This window comes from Mycolicibacter heraklionensis (genome assembly GCF_001021505.1).
Lineage (GTDB): Bacteria > Actinomycetota > Actinomycetes > Mycobacteriales > Mycobacteriaceae > Mycobacterium > Mycobacterium heraklionense.
Map to the genome: position 1 here is coordinate 644,043 of NZ_LDPO01000001.1, position 22,392 is coordinate 666,434.

Sequence of the window (22,392 nt, forward strand, 5' to 3'; positions counted from 1 at the left end):
TGCAGGAACTACTTGATGATCTTGGTGACCCGGCCGGCGCCGACGGTACGACCACCCTCACGGATGGCGAACCGCAGACCCTCGTCCATGGCGACGGGCTGGATCAGCTTGACGGTCATCTCGGTGTTGTCACCGGGCATCACCATCTCGGTACCCTCCGGCAGGCTCACCACACCGGTCACGTCGGTGGTGCGGAAGTAGAACTGCGGACGGTAGTTGTTGAAGAACGGCGTGTGGCGACCACCCTCGTCCTTGGACAGGATGTAGGCCTGACCCTCGAACTCGGTGTGCGGGGTGGTGGTGCCGGGCTTGACCACAACCTGGCCACGCTCGACGTCCTCACGCTTGATACCACGGATCAGCAGACCGACGTTGTCACCAGCCTGACCCTGGTCCAGCAGCTTGCGGAACATCTCCACACCGGTGACGGTGGTCTTGGTGGTGTCCGGACGGATGCCGACGATCTCGACTTCCTCGTTCACGTTGATCACGCCACGCTCGACACGACCGGTGACCACGGTGCCACGACCGGTGATCGTGAACACGTCCTCAACCGGCATCAGGAACGGCTTGTCGGTCTCGCGGACCGGGTCCGGGATGGACTCGTCGACGGCGTCCATCAGATCCTCGACGGACTTGACCCACTTCGCGTCGCCCTCGAGCGCCTTCAGAGCCGACACCCGAACCACCGGGGCCTCCTCGTCGAACTCCTGGGCACCCAGCAGCTCGCGGACCTCCATCTCGACGAGCTCGAGGAGCTCCTCGTCGTCGACCATGTCGGACTTGTTCAGCGCCACCAGGATGTAGGGCACACCGACCTGACGGGCCAGCAGCACGTGCTCGCGGGTCTGCGGCATCGGGCCGTCGGTGGCCGCGACCACCAGGATCGCGCCGTCCATCTGGGCGGCACCGGTGATCATGTTCTTGATGTAGTCGGCGTGGCCCGGCGCGTCGACGTGGGCGTAGTGCCGCTTCTCGGTCTGGTACTCCACGTGGGAGATGTTGATCGTGATACCGCGCTGACGCTCTTCGGGAGCGTTGTCGATCTGGTCGAACGCACGCGACTCGTTCAGGTCCGGGTACTTGTCGTGCAGAACCTTGGTGATAGCCGCGGTCAGCGTGGTCTTGCCGTGGTCAACGTGACCGATGGTCCCGATGTTGACGTGCGGCTTCGTCCGCTCGAACTTCGCCTTCGCCACTTCTTGTCCTCCTGGACTTGTTGGTGCTGGGTTACAGCAGGATTGAACTTTTTGGGTTTGTGTTTGTGCCACCGTAGCGGCACGGGCGGGCAGCTACTTACTCGCCCGTTGCCTTCGCGATGATCTCCTTCGCCACCTGCGCCGGCACTTCAGCGTAGGAGTCGAAAACCATGGAGTAGTTCGCCCGGCCCTGGGTCTTCGACCGCAGGTCTCCGACGTAGCCGAACATCTCTGACAGCGGCACCTGCGCCTTGACGACGCGCGCACCGCTGCGCTCCTCCATGGCCTGGATCTGGCCACGGCGGGAGTTCAGGTCGCCGATCACGTCGCCCATGTAGTCCTCGGGCGTGGTGACCTCAACGGCCATGATCGGTTCCAGGATCACCGGCTGCGCGGCAGCGGCAGCCTTCTTCAGCGCCTGCGAGCCGGCCACCTTGAAGGCCATCTCGGAGGAATCGACGTCGTGGTACTGACCGTCGATCAGGGTGACCTTGATGTTGACCAGCGGGTAGCCGGCCAGCACGCCGTACTGCATGGCGTCCTGGGCCCCGGCGTCCACCGCGGGGATGTACTCGCGAGGCACGCGCCCGCCGGTGACCTTGTTCTCGAACTCGTAGGTCGCGCCGTCTTCGCCGGTGAAGGGCTCGACGTCGATGAGGACCTTCGCGAACTGGCCCGAACCACCCGTCTGCTTCTTGTGGGTGTATTCGACCTTCTCGACCTTGCGGCGGATGGTCTCCTTGTAGGCCACCTGCGGCTTGCCGACGTTGGCCTCGACCTTGAACTCGCGGCGCATGCGGTCCACCAGGATGTCCAGGTGCAGTTCGCCCATGCCGCCGATCACGGTCTGGCCGGTCTCCTGGTCGAGGTGCACCTTGAAGGTCGGGTCCTCTTCGGCCAGCTTCTGGATCGCCAGGCTCAGCTTCTCCTGGTCGCTCTTGGTCTTGGGCTCGATGGCCACCTCGATGACCGGAGCCGGGAACGTCATCGACTCCAGCACGATCTGGTTGGCCGGGTCGCAGAGCGTGTCGCCGGTGGTGGTGTCCTTGAGGCCGATCACCGCGTAGATGTGGCCGGCAGAAACCGATTCGACCGGGTTCTCCTTGTTGGAGTGCATCTGGAACAGCTTGCCCAGCCGCTCCTTCTTGCCCTTGGTCGAGTTGACCACCTGAGCGCCGGACTCCACCTTGCCCGAGTACACCCGGACGTAGGTGAGCTTGCCGAAGAACGGGTGCACCGCGATCTTGAACGCCAGCGCCGAGAACGGCTCGTCGATGCTGGGCTTGCGGCTGATGATCTCGTCTTCCTTGCCGGGCACGTGGCCCTGCACCGACTCGACGTCCAGCGGTGACGGCAGGTAGTCGATCACCGCGTCCAGCATCGGCTGGACACCCTTGTTCTTGAACGCGCTGCCGCACAGCACCGGGTACAGCTCCGAAGAGACCGTCAGCTTGCGGATGCCGCCCTTGATCTCCTCGATCGAGAGCTCCTCGCCGCCGAGGTACTTCTCCAGCAGCGCCTCGTCGGTCTCGGCGACCGCCTCGATCAGCGCAGTGCGGTACTCCTCGGCCTTGTCGGCCAGGTCGGCCGGGATCTCGATGGTCTCGTAGGTCTCACCGAGCTTGGTCTCGCCGCGCCACACCTTGGCGTTCATCTCGACCAGGTCGACGATGCCCTCGAAGTCGTTCTCCGCGCCGATCGGCAGCTGGATCACCAGCGGACGGGCACCGAGGCGCTCCTCGATGGTGCGCACGGTGAAGTAGAAGTCCGCACCGAGCTTGTCCATCTTGTTGACGAAGCAGATCCGGGGCACGTCGTACTTGTCGGCCTGCCGCCACACCTGCTCGGACTGCGGCTCCACGCCCTCCTTGCCGTCGAACACGGCAACGGCGCCATCAAGGACACGCAGGGACCGCTCCACCTCGACGGTGAAGTCGACGTGGCCCGGGGTGTCGATGATGTTGATCTGGTTCTTGTTCCAGAAGCAGGTCACCGCGGCGGAGGTGATGGTGATGCCGCGCTCCTGCTCCTGCTCCATCCAGTCGGTCGTGGAGGCGCCGTCGTGCGTCTCACCGATCTTGTAGTTGACGCCGGTGTAGTACAGGATCCGCTCGGTCGTCGTCGTCTTACCCGCATCGATGTGCGCCATGATGCCGATATTGCGGACCTTGTTCAGGTCAGTCAGCACATCCTGTGCCACAGCAGTCTTCCCACTCTTTCGGTTACTTCAATTGCTTGTTGTCGCAGGTGCGTCGGCCGCTGAGGCCGACGTGATCACCAGCGGTAGTGCGCGAACGCCCGGTTGGCCTCGGCCATCTTGTGGGTGTCTTCACGCCGCTTGACGGCAGCACCCAGGCCGTTGCTGGCGTCGAGGATCTCGTTGGCCAGGCGCTCGATCATGGTCTTCTCCCGGCGAGCCCGCGAGAAGCTCACCAGCCAGCGCAGCGCCAGCGTGGTGGAGCGCTCGGCGCGCACCTCGACCGGAACCTGGTAGGTGGCACCACCGACGCGGCGGCTGCGAACCTCAAGGGCCGGCTTGACGTTGTCCATCGCGCGCTTGAGCGTCACGACCGGGTCGGTGCCGGTCTTGTCCCGAGCCTGCTCGAGAGCGCCGTAGACGATGCGCTCAGCCAGCGACTTCTTGCCGTCCAGCAGCACCTTGTTGACCAGCTGGGTGACCAGCTGGGACCCGTAGACGGGGTCGTTGACCAGCGGACGCTTGGGTGCGGGGCCCTTGCGCGGCATCAGCTCTTCTCCTTCTTCGCGCCGTAGCGGCTGCGGGCCTGCTTGCGGTTCTTGACTCCCTGGGTGTCCAGCGAGCCGCGGATGATCTTGTAGCGCACACCCGGCAGGTCCTTCACACGACCACCACGCACCAGCACCATCGAGTGCTCCTGCAGGTTGTGGCCCTCACCCGGGATGTAGGCGGTCACCTCCACCTGGCTGGTCAGCTTCACGCGCGCCACCTTGCGAAGCGCCGAGTTCGGCTTCTTCGGGGTGGTGGTGTACACGCGGGTGCACACGCCTCGACGCTGCGGGCTGCCCTTGAGGGCCGCGGTCTTCACCTTGGCGACCTTGTCGCGGCGACCCTTACGGACCAGCTGCTGAATGGTTGGCATCTACCGGCTTCCTATATCGCTGTTCAAAACTGTCGTAAATCCTGCAGGTCTGTGCCCCACCGCTACCCCGCGGTCGGGCGTGTCGCATGGGCCGCTGCGGATTCCTCCGCTGCATAATGGACATGCGAATTGGGCCAGGCGCGCGCGTTATGTCACCAAACGCGCCTCGGTGGCCAGGCACGAGCTACCACAATACCCGGCAGCACTCCGGCAGGTCAAAGCGCGACCAACCGGCCCCTCTGACCCCACTAGTCCCGCTCAGCGGCTACTCGGTGCGGCTGTCCATCGCCGAAGCCAGCCTGCGCACCATGTCGGCGAAGACGGCGTCGGTGTCCACGTCATCCATCACGCCGGTCATCTCCAACAGGACAAATCCGTGCATCGCCGCCCAGAACTCCAGCGCCGCGTGAAACGCCCGGTCCCCTTCGAGTCCGTAGGACGCCAACACCTCGATGACCGGGGCGGCGGCCCGGGTGGCCGCGGCGGTGTACTCCGGGTCGTCGCCGCCCAGGGGCATCCGGGTGAACGCCGAATACCGGCCCGGGTGATGGTGGGCATAGCTGCGGTAGGCCCCGGCCATCACCAGCACCGCGTCGTCGCGGGCGCGACCCTGGCCGACCTGGGTCAGCATCTCCAGAATGTCGTCGATGACCCGCATGCGCATGGCGCGGCGCAGGTCATTGAGGCTGTGCACGTGGTTGTACAGCGACGGACCCTTGGTGCCCAGCTGGGTGGCCAACGCGTTGATGGTCAGCGCGTCCCAGCCCTCACGGTCCAGGAAGTTCAGGGCGGCGTTGACGATGACGTCGCGGCTCAGCTTGACCGGGCGCGCCCCCGATTTGCCGTTGGCGCGCGAGCGACCCCCCGCTGTGGGCGGGTCTGGTCGAGCTGACATGGCGTAGGCCCTTCGGATCGTGCGGAAGGAGGAGATCAGCACAGAACTCTAATCGACCGATTAGTAGGGGAACCCGAGTACGCGCCAGCTGGTGCGACGTAAGCTTTGCCGAGATTGCGTCCGGCGAGAGGGGCTCGGAGATGAAATGGACCGCGCTGGCTGGTGCGCTGCTGGGTCTGGCCGCCGGTTCACTGGGGGGTGCCGCGGGCGCGCAAGCCGTGCCCGGCGACATCCACATCTACGGTGTGCACGAGACCCACACCCTGGACTGCAACGGCGGGACGCTGTTCATCAACGGCGTCAACCTCACCATCCACGCGATGGGAACCTGCTGGGCGGTGACCACACAGGGCTCACAGAACACCGTGATCGCCGACACCATCGTCAACGACGTCACCGTCTACGGCAACGACACGACCGTGTACTACCACAACGGCGACCCGCTGCTGTTCGACCGCGGACGCGAGCTGGGGATGACGAACCGGCTCCAACGCGTACCGGCGTGACCCACGTTCTCCGCATCAACCCCTGCTCGCTGCTGGCCGGCGCACTGGCGCTGCTTGCGGTCGCGCTCACCGGCTGCGAGTCGGAGGCGCCGCCCAGGTCCGCTCGGATCACCAAGAACTACGACGGGCGGTTCTCCAACACGATCAGCTATGAGTCGTTCGGCGCCACATCGGCGGTGGACTGCGCCGACGGCAAATCGCTGAATGTGGCCGGTTCGAACAACAAGCTGACGGTCCGGGGCCGCTGCGAGGTGGTGAACGTAGCCGGCGCCGACAACCGCATCACCATCGAGCGCATCGACAAGACGCTGACGATCACCGGGCTCAACAATTCCATCACCTACCGCGGGGGCGATCCGAAGGTCGACAACCGCGGGTCGGGTAACACCATCGCCGACAAGCGCTGAGCGGCGTCAGGCTTCCCGGTGGTCGCAAGCGCGGCGGAGCCGGGCGAAGCGGGCCACCGGCGTCAGGCTTTAGCGCCGTGGCGGCCGGCCCCGCCGGCGAACCGGCCCGCCCCGCGCAGCGCCTCGTCGGCCACCCGCTCGATGCTCTCGAATTCCTGATCCATCGCATGGGACTCGGCCATGCCCCACTGCCGCAGCGCCGACAACCGGTCCGAGCGCAGGCAGCCCTGCGGCAGCTCGGCCAGTTCGAGGGCCAGCTGCTCGGCTGCCGAACGAGCCTCGCCGGTGGGGACAACCCGATTGGCCAACCCGATCGCCAGCGCCTCCTCGGCGTTCACCGCACGGCCGGTGAGGATCATGTCCATGGCGCGACTGTGGCCGATCAGTCTGGGCAGCCGCACGGTGCCGCCGTCGATGAGCGGCACCCCCCAGCGCCGGCAGAAGACGCCGAAAGTCGCGTCGGCCTCCACCACCCGCATGTCGCACCACAGCGCCAACTCCAGGCCACCGGCCACCGCGTAACCGCTGACCGCCGCAATCACCGGTTTGGACAACATCATTCGGGTCGGACCCATCGGCCCCGGCCCGCTGCGATGGGTCTGATTGGCGTTCGGCGTACCCAAGGCTTTGAGGTCGGCTCCCGCGCAAAAGGTTCCGTGGTCTCCCCACAGCACGGCCACCGACGCGGTCTGGTCGCGGTCGAATTCGTCGAAGGCCTGATACAGCGCGGCGGCGGTCGGGCCGTCGACGGCGTTGCGCGCATGCGGCCGGTCCAGGATCACCGTGGTGACGGGGCCGCTGCGCTCCACCCGCACTGCGTTACTCATAGCACCTCCGCTCGTTGGCCTGCGTCACGTCGTGAAGCCAGTTCTTGGGCAAACTCCGCGTAGCGACTGCGGATCCGTGCCCCCGGCCAGTCCGGCGGAAGCAGTTCCGGCGGCAACACCGGGTCGCCGCGAAGGTGGCGGACCATGGCCGCGGCAACGACGAAGCGGGCGGGTACGTCTTCGGCGTCGGCCATCGCCGTGAGCAACTCGTGTCCGGTGCGCGCCCAACCGTCCAGATCCCACAGCTTGGCAGCCAGCTCGGCCGGCTGCTCGTCGCGTGCGATGAGCAGCCTGGTGTAGCTGCTGAGGCGATCGCCCAACTCGACATCGAGGTTGTCCGGGCGCATCCAAAACCCTTCGCGCAGTTCGGCGAACCTCCGGTCGGACAGCCCAGCACGCAGGGCGGCCCTGGTCCGCGCGTCGCAGCCGATGCTCGTGATCACCACTGCCAGCCAGTCCCCGCTCCAGCGCTTGGTCTGCGGATCAAGCGCCGCGTCCTGCCTACGCTGCCGCTCCAACAGCCGCTCGGACAGCCCGTAGCCGTCGACGGAGCGGACCAGGTCCCCCGCAGCGACCAGTCGGGTCAGCGCCACCCGCATGGCGGTTTCCTTGATACCGAAATCCGCGGTGAATCTGAGCAATTCAGCCGGGGTCGCCGAAGCGGGGTGGGCCCCCAACAGCACCGACAGCACCACGGAGCGCGCCGTCATCCGTGCTGGCGTGGTGGGCATCGTGTGCCACCCTAGACCCCGGAGGCCTTTCGGCCGTAGTCCCCGAACGGCTCGTCGCGGTGCCGGACCGCGTCGCGGAACCCGTGCGCCACCGCGTCGGCCACGAATGCGTGCCCCTCCGGGGTGTGCCGCGCCACCCCGTCGAACACGGTGCTGACCATCCGGCTGGTGGCCACACCCTGCTGCAGCAGTGCGGTGTTGAGCGCGAGCTTGGCCATGATCAGCTGGTTGACCGGCATCGCGGCGATACGGGCCACCAGGCGTTCGGTGCGCTCGTCGAGATCGGCTGGGTCGGGGGCCTCGATCGCCAGACCCCACTCGGCGGCCTGCGCTCCGGTGATGCAGTCTCCAGTCAGCAGCAGTCGCTTGGCGCGCTGGTCGCCGAGCCGGTGCGCCCACAGCCCGGCCGCCGGCACCCCCCATACCCGCATCGGGGGGTAACCGATCTTGGCGTCGGATGCTGCGATCACTTGGTCGGCATGCAGTGCGATATCGGTGCCGCCGGCTACGCAGTAGCCGTGGATCTTGACCACAGTGGGTTTGTCGGCGTGCATCAGCGAGGCGAACCCGCGGACGAAACGGCTCATCATCTGATAGTCGATCATCGGGTCCCACGGCTGATCCGGGCGATGGTTGGTCGCCTGCGTCTTGCCGTCGAGCACACTGCCCCGGTAGTTTTCGCCGCCCGCCGACGACGAACCCTCGGCGTAGGCACCGAGGTCGAAACCGGCGCAGAATCCCTCGCCGCGTCCCGACACGAGGATCACGTGCACGTTCGGATCCAGATCGGCCCGCTCCACCAGCGCCGACAGTTCCAGCGGGGTGTCAGCGGTGATCGCGTTGCCGTGCTCCGGGCGGTTGAAGGTGATCCGGGCGATGCGGTCGGTGACCTCGTAGGTCATCGTCCGCAGGTTGTCGAATTCAACCGGGGCGATGTGGTGCCGCATGGACAGCCGGCCTCAGCCTTTGACCAAGGCACGCTCGATGATCGGCCCCAGGTCCAGGCTCGCCGGAAGGGTACCGAACGCCCCGCCCCACTGCCCGTCGAGTCGGGTCGCCAAGAACGCCTCGGCCACAGCCGGGTGTCCGTGGCGCACCAGCAGCGAACCCTGCAGCGCCAGGCAGATGTCCTCGGCGATCTTGCGGGCCTGGTGCTGAGCGGCGTCAAGATCGCGGCCGTCGGTGAGGCTGGCCAATTGGGCCTTCAGCGCCTCGATGTGGGCGTCAAGCCGGCGGTCCTGCCCGGTGGTGCCGGCCAGCTCGTCGAAGAGCACGGCCGCCGACTGGGGCTGGGTGGCCAGGGCGCGCAGCGTGTCCAGTGCGCTGACGTTGCCCGACCCCTCCCAGATGCCCATCAGCGGCGCCTCCCGGTACAGCCGCGGCATCAGGGTGTCCTCGATGTAGCCGTTGCCGCCCAGGCACTCCATCGCCTCGGCCGCATGCGGGGTGGCGCGCTTGCATACCCAGTACTTGGTGGCCGCCAGCCCGATCCTGCGCAGCAGCCCCTCTCGTTCGTCGCCGCGGACCGCCTTGTCCGTAGCACCGGCCATCCGCATCGCCACCATGGTCGCGGCCTCGGCCTCGACGGCCAGATCGGCCAGCACGTTGCGCATCAGCGGTTGGTCGATCAGGTAGGCGCCGAACGCCTTACGGTGCTGAGCGTGGTAGGTGGCACGGGCCAGTCCCATCCGCATGCTGGTGGCGCTGCCCAGCGCACAGTCCAGCCGGGTGAGGTTGACCATCTCGATGATGACCGAGACCCCGCGGCCCTCCTCACCCACCAGCCAGGCGGTGGCGCCGTCGTACTCGACCTCACTGGAGGCGTTGGCGTGGTTGCCGAGCTTGTCCTTGAGCCGCTGCAGCCGCATCCGGTTGCGGGTGCCGTCCGGCAGGATCCGGGGCAGGAAGAAGCAGCTCAGGCCTCCGGGCGCCTGCGCGAGCACCAGGAACACGTCGCACATCGGCGCGGAGGTGAACCACTTGTGCCCGGTCAGGGTGTAGCTGCCGTCGGCGTTCGGCACCGCCTGGGTGGTTCCGGCGCGCACGTCGGAGCCGCCCTGCTTTTCGGTCATCGACATGCCCGCGGTGATACCGGCCTTGGTGGCCGGCACCTTCAGTTCGGGGTCGTAGACCCGGCTGGTCAGCAGGGGCTCGTAGGTCTTGGCGAGTTCGGCGTTGTTTCGCAGCGCGGGCACGATCGCGTACGTCATCGAGATCGGGCACATGTGGCCGGGCTCGGAGGTCCAGACCCCGGTTTGGGCGGCGCGGACGACGTGCGCGCCGGGTCGGGGGTCGGCCCACGGCGCAGCGTGCAGGCCGTGCGCGATCGCAGTGCGCATCAACTCGTGGTAGGCCGGGTCGTATTCCACTTCGTCGATCCGGTTGCCGACGACGTCGTGGGTGTGCAGCACCGGCCGGTGGCGGTCAGCCAGCTCGCCCCAGCGTTGCACCTGTTTGGACCCGGACAGCGCCCCCAGGTCGGTGACCTCGTCGACGCCCCATTGGCCGCCCTCGCGGATCAGGGCCTCGATGAGGACCGGGGACGACGCCGGGTTGTAGCCCTCCAGCGGAAGGACCTGGTTGGTGACGATATGCGTGTCGGCCATAGCCGAATATTACAGTTTTTGCACGCATGCACAATGGGCTGTAATCAAATTGGTGCTCGGCAAACAAAACGGCGGTCACAGCCCGGGGTCGGGAGGTTCCGGGCTGTGACCGCCGTCGTTTTGGGGCGCCGGACTAGGCGCTGCGCACTCCCCCCGCACCGTGCTGGTGCCGCTCAGGCATTTGGACCCCCTCCAGTCCTGAGATGTGTGCGCAGCTGCCGTGGTCACGGCGCCTGAGCAAAGTTGTAGCACAGAACCGACCAGATGTCGCCCTCTAGGGGATTAATCAGTCAAAACGGATGTTTTTTGTCAGCGGGGGTGCGCGGTGAAGAACTGCCACAAGGTGGCCGTCGCCGAGTCCGGCCACTGGTGGCCGCCGCCGGCGATCGTGGTCAGCTGCACGCTACGGCCCGACGGGCAGTCGGCAATCGCGGAGGTAACCGCACCATCGGTGGTGCTCACGGGCGGTGCACAGTCATCGACGGTGCGCCAGAACGCGTCCACCTCCGGGACCGACGGACCGTCGATCTGCGCTACCCCGGCGCCGGGGCCGCCGTCGTAGCGGATATTGGGGTCCGCGGCGCCATGGATGTGCAACACCGAGGTGGGGTGCGGGGACGGGCAGGGCCCGAGCTGGGTGGCCGCGACCGGTCCGATAGCGGCGAACAGCCCGGTGGCGCAGGCCAGCGTGTAGGCCATGATGCCGCCGTTGCTCATGCCGGTGACGTAGACCCGCGCCGGGTCGATGGCCACGGCACGGCCGACGTCGCCCACCACCGCTGCGATGAAGCCGACGTCATCGACGCCCTCGGCGGCAGCACGCCCGCAGCAGTTGCCGCCGGTGTTCCACGCCCGCGACACACCGTCGGGATAGGCGACCACAAATTTCGCCGTATCGGCCAATTCGTCCCAGCCGTAACGCCGTTCAGCGTTGGCCGCGCTACCGAAGCCACCGTGCAGCATGACCACCAGCGGCGCCGCCGCCGGCAGACCGGCCGGCCGATACACCCGGTAGGAGCGCTGCAGCCCGCCGACTGTCAGGGTGTGCACGCTGGTGCCGTCGGGCGCCGGCTGCGCCACCCCAGGCGCGACACAGCCGCTGATGATCAGCGCGGCGCCGAGCAGCACCACCCAGCGCCGCATGTCAGCTCAGCCGATCCCGCAGGAACGCTATGTCGGCCTTGCGGCCCTCCTCCGCGGTCTCGCAGATCACCGGGGCGCCGGCGGCCTTGACCACTGCGACCAACAGGTCGGGGTCGATCTGGCCGGCACCGACGTTGGCGTGCCGGTCCCGCCCGGAGCCGGCCGCGTCCTTGGAGTCGTTGCAGTGCACCAGATCGATGCGTCCGGTGATGGCCTTGATGCGCTCCACGGCATCGGGCAGGGATTCCCCGGCCGCCCAGGTGTGGCAGGTGTCCAGGCAGAATCCGACGCCGGTGTCGCCGATGTGGTCCCACAGCTTGGCGATGGTGTCGAAGCGCCGGGTCATCGCGTGGTCACCGCCGGCGGTGTTCTCCAGGTACACCGGGACCGTCGTCTCCAGGCGGTCCAGCGCCTTGCGCCAGCGAGCGAACCCGGCTTGCGGGTCGTCGTCATCGGCGGTCACGTGGCCACCGTGCACGATCACCGCGGCCCCGCCGATATCGGCGGCAGCGTCGCAGGTCTGCTGCAGGATGGTGCGCGACGGGATGCGCACCCGGTTGTTCGGCGAGGCGACGTTGATCAGGTACGGCGCGTGCACATAGATCGGCAGCGCCGCCGCGCGAAGTTGCGCCGCGTCCTCGCGGGGTTTGGGCGGCTTCCAGCTCTGCGGGTTGCCGAGGAAGATCTGCACCACCTCGGCGCCCTCGGCTTCGGCGGCGGCCAACGGATTCTGTGGGCGCACATGGGATCCGATCAACACGGCGGCCAGCTTAGTCCGGCGACGATGCGGATTCGATCGGCCAGGTGTGCACCGGCTGGTTGGTATGCATGTGCGTGCAGTAGCGGCGCAGCATCTCGGCCAGCGCGGCCGGCCGGCTCAAGCCCTGGGCCTGCAACGCGCGGACCGTCGACACCTGCCAGGTGGCGCCGTTGCGCCCCGTTGCCACCCGATCGGCGATGATGCCGAGGAACCGGTCGCTCACCTCGGCGGCCACCCCCCACTCGTCCAGGCCCTGGCGGGCCAGCGGCAGCAGCTCGCGCCGCGTCAGTTCCGCCACGCTCACCTCACCCAGCTCCGGCCAGAACAGCCGGGCCTCCATGCCGTGACGCGCGGCCCGGCGGAAGTTGTCGTGCGCCACCGCAAAACTCATCTGCGTCCACAGCGGACGCTGCTCGCGGGCCAGTCTGCGCAGCAGGCCGTAGTAGAAGACCGCATTGGCCACCATGTCGGCGACCGTCGGGCCCGAGGGCAGGACCCGGTTCTCCACCCGTAGGTGCGGTCTTCCGTCGACGACGTCGTAAACCGGGCGATTCCAGCGGTACACGGTGCCGTTGTGCAGGCGTAGCTCCGCCAGTTGCGGGGTACGTCCCTGCGCGAGTTCGCCGGCCGGGTCCTCCTCGGAGACCTCGGGCAGCAGCGACGGGAAGTACCGCACGTTCTCCTCGAAGAGGTCGAAGATCGACGTGATCCACCGCTCGCCGAACCACACCCTGGGCCGCACCCCCTGGTTTTTCAGCTCATCGGGGCGGGTGTCGGTGGACTGGGCGAACAGCTCGACCCGGGTCTCCGCCCACAGTCGGTGGCCGAAGAAGTAGGGCGAGTTGGCGCCGATCGCCAGTTGTGGTCCGGCCAGCACCTGGGCGGCGTTCCAGTGGTTGGCGAAGTGGGCCGGCGAGACCTGCAGGTGCAACTGCATGCTGGTGCACGCCGATTCCGGCGCGATGTCCTCGACATGCAGGCTCAGCGGTTCCGGGCCATCGATGTCGATGCCGATGTCCTCACCGCGCGCGGCGAAGATCGAGTCGTTGAGTGCCGCATACCGTGCCGAGTCACTCATCCAGTCACCGGCCAGGTGCTCAGGCATCAGGGTCGGCAAGATGCCGATCATGACGATGCCCGCGTCGTGTGCACGGGCTTTGGCCTGGGCGGCATTGAGACTGGCGCGTACCTCGGCTTCCAGATCAAGCGCCGACAGCGCCGTGAGCTGACGGGGCGGCACGTTGAATTCGATGTTGTAGGAACCCAATTCGCGTTGAAACGCCGGATCGTCGATCGACGACAACACGCCGGCGTTCGACATGGCCGGCCGATAGTCCTCACCGATCAGGTTGCCCTCGATCTCCATGCCGGTCAGCGGCGGTTCACATTCGAAGCTGGACTGTGCCAGCATCGTCTCGAAAACATCCAGGCACTGCTGAATCTTGTGCCGGTACTGCCGGCGCTGGACGCGGGAGTAGGCGGTGCGGTTGACTTCGTCCCCCATCTCAACGATGCAACCCGGTCTGCTGGCGGGCCGCAACCTGGCAGGCCCCGCCCCAAACCCGCGAGCAGACATGAAAGTCCCCGATTCCGGCTACGAAAAGGGGCCTTCATGTCTGCTCGGTCGAAGGGATCACCCGGTCAGACGCTGATCGAAGTGCATTTTGATACGCGCGACCAGTCCGGGCGAATCGCCGCGAACGTCGCTCACCGTCATCGGAACCGATAGTCAGCCGCACTCCTTGCATGCGCCGATGCGGACCGCGGTGTCGAGCGTCGCGAGAGCGCGCGGCCGCCATAGCGTGCGGGCCACCTCGACCGCTGTCCACGCCGGCGCGGTGACGAGCCGCCCCGCAACCCTGCGCAGCGGCGCACCAAGGCGCTGATGGACCATGAGATCGTCCGAGGGACGCAGGCGAATGCCGGGGCCCAGGACGTGCAACCGGGAATCCGCTTCGGTGTCAAAGCCGTAGAGGGCTGCTGCGGTGCCCAGACAGGCGACGATCCGCACGCCCGCAGCAAGGTCCAGCGCCGCGAGCTGACCTAACACGTCAGGTTGGACAGCGGCATAAACACCGCGGCGCAACCGCACCACCCGACCCGCGCGCACGTGACACGCGAGAGCCTTCCGGCTGATCACGTCAAGGAGTTGCCGTGTGGTGGCCAACCCACCGTTGGCGGCGAAAAATCTCGTCGGGCGACATCGGCCGGGGTTCGCGCAGACCTGTCCGGCGGGAAAGTCACCCCTGTGGACAACTGGTCGCCCACCCGCGAGCAGACGCGAAAGCCCCCATTTCGAACCCGAAATGGGGGCTTTCGCTGGGGGCACCTCCCGCTTGCGGGGGACTGCTCGCGCAGAAGAAGGATCTACCGGTAGTCGCTGTACCCGTAGTCGTCCAGCGGAACCGCGGCACCGGTGGCGGCGCCGAAGTCCGGGCTGTAGTACTGATCCTCGTAGGACGGGATCGTGTACGCAGCGGCCCGGGCCTCTTCGGTGGGCTGCACGGTGATGTTGCGGTACCGGTTGATGCCGGTGCCGGCCGGGATCAGCTTGCCGATGATCACGTTCTCCTTCAGGCCCTGCAGCTTGTCGCTGCGGCAGTTGATCGCCGCATCGGTCAGCACGCGGGTGGTCTCCTGGAAGGAGGCCGCCGACAGCCACGAGTCGGTGGCCAGCGACGCCTTGGTGATACCCATCAGCACCGGACGCCCAGCCGCGGGCTCGCCGCCCTCGGCCACCACGCGACGGTTCTCGGTCTCGAACTCGGCCCGCTCGGTCAGCGAACCGGGCAGGAACTCCGTGGCGCCCGAGTCGATGATGGTGACGCGGCGCAGCATCTGCCGGACGATCACCTCGATGTGCTTGTCGTGGATCGACACACCCTGGGCCCGGTAGACCTGCTGGACCTCGTTGACCAGGTGGATCTGCACCTCACGGGGGCCCTGCACCCGCAGCACCTCGTGCGGGTCGGCCGAGCCCTCCATGAGCTGCTGGCCGACCTCGACGTGGTCGCCGTCGGACAGCAACCGCTCCGAGCCGTCCTCGTGCTTGAACACGCGCAGCCGCTGACGCTTGGGCAGCTTGTCGTAGACCACTTCCTCGCCACCGTCGTCCGGCACGATCGTGATCTTGTAGAACTTCTCGCCCTCTTCGAGCTGCACCCGTCCGGCGACATCGGCGATGGGCGCCTTGCCACGCGGGATCCGGGCCTCGAACAGCTCCTGCACACGCGGCAGACCACCGGTGATGTCCTCACCGACACCACCCTGGTGGAAGGTACGCATGGTCAGCTGAGTACCGGGCTCACCGATGGACTGAGCAGCGACGATGCCGACCGCCTCACCGATGTCGACCAGCTTGCCGGTGGCCATGGACCGGCCGTAGCAGGTGGCACACACCCCGGTTCCGGTGGTGCAGGTCAAGACCGAGCGGACCTTCACCTGCGAGATACCGGCCGCCAGCAGCGCCTCGATCGACGGGTCGCCCAGGTCGTGGCCCCGCTCGACAACGACGTTGCCGTTGCTGTCGGCAGCGTCCATGGCCAAGGTGCGGGCGTACGCCGAGGTCTCGATGAACGGGTTGCGGATCAGCGACCCGTCCGCCTGAGGCTCGGCCAAGTCGACGATGATGCCGCGCTCGGTGCCGCAGTCGTGCTCGCGCACGATCACGTCCTGGGACACGTCCACCAGACGGCGAGTCAGGTAACCCGAGTCAGCGGTACGCAACGCGGTGTCCGCCAAGCCCTTTCGGGCGCCGTGGGTGTTGATGAAGTACTCCAGCACCGTCAGTCCCTCACGGAAGGAGGACTTGATCGGCCGCGGGATGAACTCACCCTTGGGGTTGGTCACCAGACCCTTCATGCCGGCCAGCGTCCGGGTCTGGGTGAAGTTACCCGTCGCACCGGAGTCGACGATCGTGATGATCGGGTTGTCGGCCGGGTAGTGGTCACGCAGCGCCTGACCCACTTCCTCGGTGGCTTCCTTCCAGATCTCCACCAGCGCCTCGTTGCGCTCGTCGTGGTTGAGAGCACCACGCTGGAACTGCTTTTCGACCTTGTCGGCACGCGCTTCGTAGGAGTCGAGGATCTCCTTCTTGCGCGGCGGCACCAGCACGTCGGCCATCGAGACCGTGACCCCCGAACGCGTGGCCCAGTAGAAGCCGGCGTCCTTGAGCTTGTCGACGGTCTGGGCGACCACGATCATCGGGTAGCGCTCGGCCAGGTCGTTGATGATGACGGCCTGGACCTTCTTGTGCATCTGCTTGTTCACGAACGGGTATCCGGTCGGCAGCAGCTCGTTGAACAGCACCCGGCCCAGCGTGGTCTCGGCGATCCACGCACCGCCCGGACGCCAGCCGTTCTCGCCGAACAGCTCGGTCTCCACTTCGGCCGGCGGCCGCAGCTGGTCCAGACGCACCTTGATCTTGGCCCGCACGCTCAACGCACCACGGTCGACGGCCATGATCGCCTCGGCCGGCGAGGAGTACACGCCGGCCTCCGGACGGTCCTTGGCAGCCGGGGTGTATTCGCCTGTCTCACCCTCGATCTCGGTGGTCAGGTAGTACAACCCGGTAACCATGTCCAGTCGCGGCATGGCCAGCGGACGACCCGAGGCCGGCGACAGGATGTTGTTGCTCGACAGCATCAGGATGCGGGCCTCGGCCTGCGCCTCGGCACTCAGCGGCAGGTGCACGGCCATCTGGTCACCGTCGAAGTCGGCGTTGAAGGCCTCACACACCAGCGGGTGCAGCTGAATGGCCTTGCCCTCCACCAGCTGCGGCTCGAAGGCCTGGATGCCCAGGCGGTGCAGCGTGGGTGCACGGTTGAGCAGCACCGGGTGCTCGGCGATGACCTCTTCCAGGACGTCCCACACCTGGGGGCGCTGCCGCTCCACCATTCGCTTGGCGCTCTTGATGTTCTGCGCGTGGTTCAGGTCGACCAGTCGCTTCATCACGAACGGCTTGAACAGCTCGAGTGCCATCAGCTTGGGCAGACCACACTGGTGCAGCTTGAGCTGCGGACCGACCACGATCACCGAACGGCCCGAGTAGTCGACACGCTTACCGAGCAGGTTCTGACGGAACCGGCCCTGCTTGCCCTTGAGCAGGTCGCTCAACGACTTCAGCGGACGGTTGCCCGGTCCGGTGACCGGGCGGCCGCGACGGCCGTTGTCGAACAGCGCGTCGACGGACTCCTGCAGCATCCGCTTCTCGTTGTTGACGATGATCTCGGGCGCGCCGAGGTCGATCAGTCGCTTGAGGCGGTTGTTGCGGTTGATGACCCGGCGGTACAGGTCGTTGAGGTCGCTGGTGGCGAACCGGCCACCGTCGAGCTGCACCATCGGACGCAGCTCCGGCGGGATCACCGGCACCGCGTCGAGCACCATGCCCATCGGGGAGTTACCCGACTGCTGGAATGCGGCGACCACCTTGAGGCGCTTGAGAGCACGAAGCTTCTTCTGCCCCTTGCCGTTCTTGATGATGTCGCGCAGCAGCTCGGCCTCGGCGTCGATGTCGAAGGTCTCGATCAGCTTCTGGATCGACTCGGCACCCATCGCACCGGTGAAGTACTCGCCGTAGCGGTCCACCAGCTCGCGGTAGACGGTCTCGTCGACGATCAGCTGCTTGGGAGCCAGCTTGACGAAGGTGTCCCAGATGTTATCGAGGCGGTCCAGCTCACGCTGGGCACGGTCGCGCAGCTGACGCATCTCGCGCTCGCCGCCGTCGCGAACCTTGCGGCGCACATCGGCTTTCGCGCCCTCGGCCTCCAGCTCGGCCAGGTCGGCCTCCAGCTTCTGGGCGCGGGCCTCCAGGTCGGCGTCGCGCTGGTCTTCGACGGCCTTCTTCTCGACGACCATCTCGGCTTCCAAAGTGGACAGCTCGTTGTGGCGCATCTCGGTGTCGACGCTGGTGATGACGTAGGCCGCGAAGTAGATGATCTTTTCGAGATCCTTGGGCGCCAGGTCCAGCAGGTAGCCCAAGCGCGACGGCACGCCCTTGAAGTACCAGATGTGGGTGACCGGGGCGGCCAGTTCGATGTGGCCCATCCGCTCACGACGCACCTTGGCGCGAGTCACCTCAACGCCACAGCGCTCACAGATGATGCCCTTGAAGCGCACCCGCTTGTACTTGCCGCAGTAGCACTCCCAGTCGCGAGTCGGTCCGAAGATCTTCTCGCAGAACAGGCCGTCCTTCTCGGGCTTGAGGGTGCGGTAGTTGATCGTTTCCGGCTTCTTGACCTCACCGTAGGACCATTGCCGGATGTCCTCCGCGGTCGCCAGGCCGATGCGGAGCTCATCGAAGAAGTTGACGTCGAGCACGTAACTCCCTTTCCCCTTGCGGGTTTAGTAGCGAGTAATTAAGCCAGGTCCTCAACCGAGGCGGATTCGTTGCGGGACAGGTTGATTCCCAGGTTGGCGGCTGCCCGCTCCAGGTCCTCGTCCTCGCCTTCGCGCAGCTCGATCGCCGCACCGTCCTTCGCCAGCACCTCAACGTTGAGGCACAGCGACTGCAGCTCTTTGAGCAGCACCTTGAAGGACTCCGGGATGCCCGGCTCGGGGATGTTCTCGCCCTTGACGATCGCCTCGTAGACCTTGACGCGGCCGACGGTGTCGTCGGACTTGATCGTCAGCAGCTCCTGCAGCGTGTACGCCGCACCGTAGGCCTGCATGGCCCAGCACTCCATCTCACCGAACCGCTGGCCACCGAACTGCGCCTTACCGCCCAGCGGCTGCTGGGTGATCATCGAGTACGGACCCGTGGAACGCGCGTGGATCTTGTCGTCCACCAGGTGGTGCAGCTTCATGATGTACATGTAGCCGACGGTCACCGGGTACGGGAACGGCTCACCGGAGCGGCCGTCGAACAGCATCGCCTTACCGTCACCGTTGACCATGACCTCGCCGTCGCGGTTGGCCAGGGTCGAGGACAGCAGGCCCTGCAGCTCGGCTTCCTGCGCACCGTCGAACACCGGGGTCGCGGTGCGGGTGTCCGGGCCGGCGGAGTACAGCTCCTCGGGGAGCTTGTCCGCCCAGTCCGGCACGCCGGCCGCCACATCGATGTTCCAGCCGGTCTTGGCAATCCAGCCCAGGTGGGTCTCCAGGATCTGACCGATGTTCATCCGTCGCGGCACACCGTGGGTGTTCAAGATGATGTCGACCGGGGTGCCGTCCGGCAGGAACGGCATGTCCTCGGCCGGCAGGATCTTGCCGATGACGCCCTTGTTGCCGTGGCGACCGGCCAGCTTGTCACCGTCGGAGATCTTGCGCTTCTGCGCGACGTAGACGCGCACCAGCTCGTTGACCCCGGCGGGCAGCTCGTCGTCGTCCTCGCGGGAGAACACCCGGATTCCGATGACCTTGCCGGACTCGCCGTGCGGCACCTTCAGCGAGGTGTCGCGGACCTCGCGGGCCTTCTCGCCGAAGATCGCACGCAGCAGCCGCTCCTCGGGCGTCAGCTCGGTCTCACCCTTGGGGGTGACCTTGCCGACCAGGATGTCGCCGTCGCGGACCTCGGCGCCGATGCGGACGATGCCGCGCTCGTCGAGGTCAGCCAGCACCTCGTCGGAGACGTTCGGGATGTCCCGGGTGATCTCCTCGGCGCCCAGCTTGGTGTCGCGGGCGTCGATCTCGTGCTCCTCGATGTGGATCGAGGTCAGCGTGTCCTCCTCGACCAGCCTGTTGGACAGGATGATCGCGTCCTCGTAGTTGTGCCCCTCCCACGGCATGATCGCCACGAGCAGGTTCTTGCCCAGGGCCATCTCGCCGTTGTCGGTGCAGGGACCGTCCGCAATCACCTGGCCGGCCTCGACACGCTGGCCGGCGTCGACGATCGGACGCTGGTTGGCGCAGGTGCCGTGGTTGGACCGGTTGAACTTGCGCATCCGGTAGGTCTGCCGGGTGCCGTCATCGGCCATCACCGTGACGTAGTCGGCGGACACCTCCTCGATGACACCGGTCTTGTCGGCGACGATCACGTCGCCGGCGTCGATCGCGGCCCGCAGCTCCATGCCGGTGCCCACCAGCGGGGCCTCGCTGCGCACCAGCGGAACCGCCTGGCGCTGCATGTTGGCACCCATCAGGGCACGGTTGGCGTCGTCGTGCTCGAGGAACGGGATCATGGCCGTGGCCACCGACACCATCTGGCGCGGCGAGACGTCCATGTAGTCGACCTCGGCCGACGACACGTACTCGACCTCGCCACCCTTACGGCGGACCAGAATACGGTCCTCGGCGAAGCGGCCGTCGTCCTCCAGCGGCGAGTTGGCCTGCGCCACAACGTGGCGGTCCTCCTCGTCGGCGGTCAGGTAGTGGATCTCGTCGGTGACGACGCCGTCCACAACCTTGCGGTACGGGGTCTCGATGAAGCCGAACGGGTTGACCCGCGCGTACACCGACAGCGATCCGATCAGACCGATGTTCGGGCCTTCCGGGGTCTCGATCGGGCACATCCGGCCGTAGTGGGACGGGTGCACGTCACGAACTTCCAGGCCGGCCCGCTCACGCGACAGACCACCCGGCCCCAGCGCCGACAGGCGGCGCTTGTGGGTCAGACCCGACAGCGGGTTGTTCTGGTCCATGAACTGGGAGAGCTGGCTGGTGCCGAAGAACTCCTTGATCGCGGCGACCACCGGGCGGATGTTGATCAGGGTCTGCGGCGTGATGGCCTCGACGTCCTGGGTGGTCATCCGCTCGCGGACCACGCGCTCCATCCGGGACAGCCCGACCCGGATCTGGTTCTGGATCAGCTCACCCACGGTGCGCAGCCGCCGGTTGCCGAAGTGGTCGATGTCGTCGACCTCGACGGGAACCTCCACGCCGCCCGGCACCGTCATGGTGGCGGACACGCCTTCCTGAGCGGCCTGGTGCAGGCGCACCAGGTACTCGATGGTGGCCACGATGTCCTCTTCGGTCAGCGTGGTCGGCTGCGACTCGCCCGGGTTGGCGGTCAGGCCCAGCTTCTTGTTGATCTTGTAGCGACCCACCCGCGCCAGGTCGTAGCGCTTCTCCTTGAAGAACAGGTTCTCCAGCAGAGTCTGCGCGGACTCCTTGGTGGGGGGCTCGCCCGGACGCAGCTTGCGGTAGATGTCCAGCAGCGCCTCGTCGGAGTTGGCGGCGTTGTCCTTCTCCAGCGTCGACATCATGATCTCGGAGAAGCCGAAGCGCTCGCGGATCTGCTCAGAAGTCCAGCCCAGCGCCTTGAGCAGCACGGTGACCGGCTGGCGGCGCTTGCGGTCGATACGAACGCCGACCAGGTCGCGCTTGTCGACGTCGAACTCCAGCCAGGCGCCGCGGCCCGGGATCACCTTCACCGAGTGCAGCGTCTTCTCGGTGGACTTGTCGATGTTGGCGTCGAAGTACACGCCCGGCGAACGCACCAGCTGGGAGACGACGACACGCTCGGTGCCGTTGATGATGAAGGTGCCCTTCTCGGTCATCATCGGGAAGTCACCCATGAACACCGTCTGGCTCTTGATCTCGCCGGTGTTGTTGTTGATGAACTCCGCGGTGACGAACAGCGGGGCCGCATACGTCATGTCCTTGTCGCGGCATTCCTCGACGGGGGCCTTGACCTCGTCGAACCGCGGGTCGGAGAACGACAGAGACATCGAGCCGGAGAAGTCCTCAATCGGGGACAGCTCTTCGAGAACCTCTTCGAGGCCACCCTTGGGCGCGGCACCGGTCTGCTGGGCCATCTTCTCGCGCCACTCCGACGCCCCGATCAGCCACTGGAACGAGTCGGTCTGCACGTCGAGCAGACCCGGAACCTCGAGGGGTTCGCGCAGCTTGGCGAAGGAGACCCGGTTCGGGGCCCCGGGCACGGAACTATTGGGAGAATTCTGGGTGGTAGTACCTGAAGCGTTCTTCTTGCTCTGGCGGGAGACTGCCAAGATGCGTCCTTCCAGCACCTAATGCGGCCAGCGGATCCCGGTTCTCACCGGACCCCGTTCGCTGCGAATATCGACCGTTGGTTCGGCTGGCGAACGTTCTGTCCGGTCTCACGCACAGCCAAACCACGAGGTAACAGGCCTGAAACGAGTCAATACACCTGACTCAGGCTGGTACTGCGGTGTTCGGGTGCGGGTAAGGGATGGGCAGGAGGAAGCCAGCGCAACGTCCAACAATAGCGCAGGCTGACGCAATCCTCAACTGCGATGCTCCGGGACCCTATCGGTGCTGGCTGACCTCCGCCGGGCTCCCCG

Annotated in this window: 16 protein-coding genes and 1 pseudogene; 2 read left to right on the plus strand and 15 right to left on the minus strand. The window is 66.7% G+C overall.

All coding sequences use genetic code 11. From position 1 onward, the window contains the following. Positions 1–8: 8 nt before the first annotated feature. From tuf to ABW16_RS03245, 5 genes are all read right to left on the minus strand, one after another. Positions 9–1,199: an elongation factor Tu gene (gene tuf / locus ABW16_RS03225; RefSeq protein WP_047317600.1), complete on the minus strand. Its 1,191-nt coding sequence runs from the start codon at positions 1,197–1,199 to the stop codon at positions 9–11. A 97-nt stretch (positions 1,200–1,296) separates the two neighbouring features. Then, positions 1,297–3,399, minus strand: coding sequence for an elongation factor G (fusA, locus tag ABW16_RS03230; RefSeq protein ID WP_047317601.1), 2,103 nt, complete (start codon positions 3,397–3,399; stop codon positions 1,297–1,299). 74 nt (positions 3,400–3,473) lie between these two features. After that, complete coding sequence (gene rpsG / locus ABW16_RS03235) at positions 3,474–3,944, minus strand: 30S ribosomal protein S7 (protein WP_024441009.1); 471 nt, start codon at positions 3,942–3,944, stop codon at positions 3,474–3,476. Next, positions 3,944–4,318 carry a 30S ribosomal protein S12 gene (gene rpsL / locus ABW16_RS03240; protein WP_007767794.1) on the minus strand — a complete coding sequence of 125 codons (375 nt, stop codon included), beginning with the start codon at positions 4,316–4,318 and terminating at the stop codon, positions 3,944–3,946. The genes rpsG and rpsL overlap by 1 nt, the downstream gene beginning before the upstream one ends. A gap of 265 nt (positions 4,319–4,583) precedes the next feature. Further along, positions 4,584–5,213, minus strand: a complete 630-nt coding sequence (locus ABW16_RS03245) for a TetR/AcrR family transcriptional regulator (RefSeq protein ID WP_047317745.1) — start codon at positions 5,211–5,213, stop codon at positions 4,584–4,586. A 140-nt stretch (positions 5,214–5,353) separates the two neighbouring features. Between ABW16_RS03245 and ABW16_RS03250 the strand changes: the two genes are divergently transcribed. Then, positions 5,354–5,719, plus strand: coding sequence for a DUF3060 domain-containing protein (locus tag ABW16_RS03250; RefSeq protein ID WP_047317602.1), 366 nt, complete (start codon positions 5,354–5,356; stop codon positions 5,717–5,719). Further along, positions 5,716–6,126 (plus strand): DUF3060 domain-containing protein, encoded by a 411-nt coding sequence (locus ABW16_RS03255; RefSeq protein WP_233424680.1) that lies wholly within the window; start codon positions 5,716–5,718, stop codon positions 6,124–6,126. The genes ABW16_RS03250 and ABW16_RS03255 overlap by 4 nt, the downstream gene beginning before the upstream one ends. Before the next feature lie 62 nt (positions 6,127–6,188). On the opposite strand, the gene ABW16_RS03260 is transcribed toward ABW16_RS03255, so the two are convergent. From ABW16_RS03260 to rpoB, 10 genes and pseudogenes are all read right to left on the minus strand, one after another. Continuing rightward, the gene (locus tag ABW16_RS03260) at positions 6,189–6,953 is read right to left on the minus strand and encodes a crotonase/enoyl-CoA hydratase family protein (protein ID WP_047317603.1); all 765 of its coding nucleotides are present in this window, start codon (positions 6,951–6,953) and stop codon (positions 6,189–6,191) included. Continuing rightward, positions 6,950–7,684: a PaaX family transcriptional regulator C-terminal domain-containing protein gene (locus tag ABW16_RS03265; RefSeq protein WP_047317604.1), complete on the minus strand. Its 735-nt coding sequence runs from the start codon at positions 7,682–7,684 to the stop codon at positions 6,950–6,952. The genes ABW16_RS03260 and ABW16_RS03265 overlap by 4 nt, the downstream gene beginning before the upstream one ends. Before the next feature lie 11 nt (positions 7,685–7,695). Next, on the minus strand, positions 7,696–8,631 hold the full coding sequence (locus ABW16_RS03270; RefSeq protein WP_047317605.1) for a crotonase/enoyl-CoA hydratase family protein: 936 nt from the start codon (positions 8,629–8,631) through the stop codon (positions 7,696–7,698). A 12-nt stretch (positions 8,632–8,643) separates the two neighbouring features. Next, positions 8,644–10,290, minus strand: a complete 1,647-nt coding sequence (locus tag ABW16_RS03275; RefSeq protein ID WP_047317606.1) for an acyl-CoA dehydrogenase family protein — start codon at positions 10,288–10,290, stop codon at positions 8,644–8,646. Positions 10,291–10,599: 309 nt separating this feature from the next. After that, positions 10,600–11,433, minus strand: coding sequence for a CE1 family esterase (locus ABW16_RS03280; RefSeq protein WP_047317607.1), 834 nt, complete (start codon positions 11,431–11,433; stop codon positions 10,600–10,602). 1 nt (position 11,434) lies between these two features. Then, a complete protein-coding gene (locus ABW16_RS03285; protein WP_047317608.1) occupies positions 11,435–12,193 on the minus strand; it encodes a deoxyribonuclease IV in 759 nt (252 codons plus the stop codon). Between the two features lie 10 nt (positions 12,194–12,203). Continuing rightward, a complete protein-coding gene (locus tag ABW16_RS03290) occupies positions 12,204–13,697 on the minus strand; it encodes a glutamate--cysteine ligase family protein (protein WP_047317609.1) in 1,494 nt (497 codons plus the stop codon). Positions 13,698–13,937: 240 nt separating this feature from the next. Further along, positions 13,938–14,378 (minus strand): annotated as a pseudogene (locus ABW16_RS03295) (type IV toxin-antitoxin system AbiEi family antitoxin domain-containing protein); the annotation flags it as partial. Positions 14,379–14,560: 182 nt separating this feature from the next. Beyond that, positions 14,561–18,511 (minus strand): DNA-directed RNA polymerase subunit beta', encoded by a 3,951-nt coding sequence (locus ABW16_RS03300; RefSeq protein WP_047317610.1) that lies wholly within the window; start codon positions 18,509–18,511, stop codon positions 14,561–14,563. Between the two features lie 38 nt (positions 18,512–18,549). Next, positions 18,550–22,098, minus strand: a complete 3,549-nt coding sequence (gene rpoB, locus ABW16_RS03305; protein WP_082133919.1) for a DNA-directed RNA polymerase subunit beta — start codon at positions 22,096–22,098, stop codon at positions 18,550–18,552. Between the last annotated feature and the right edge of the window lie 294 nt (positions 22,099–22,392).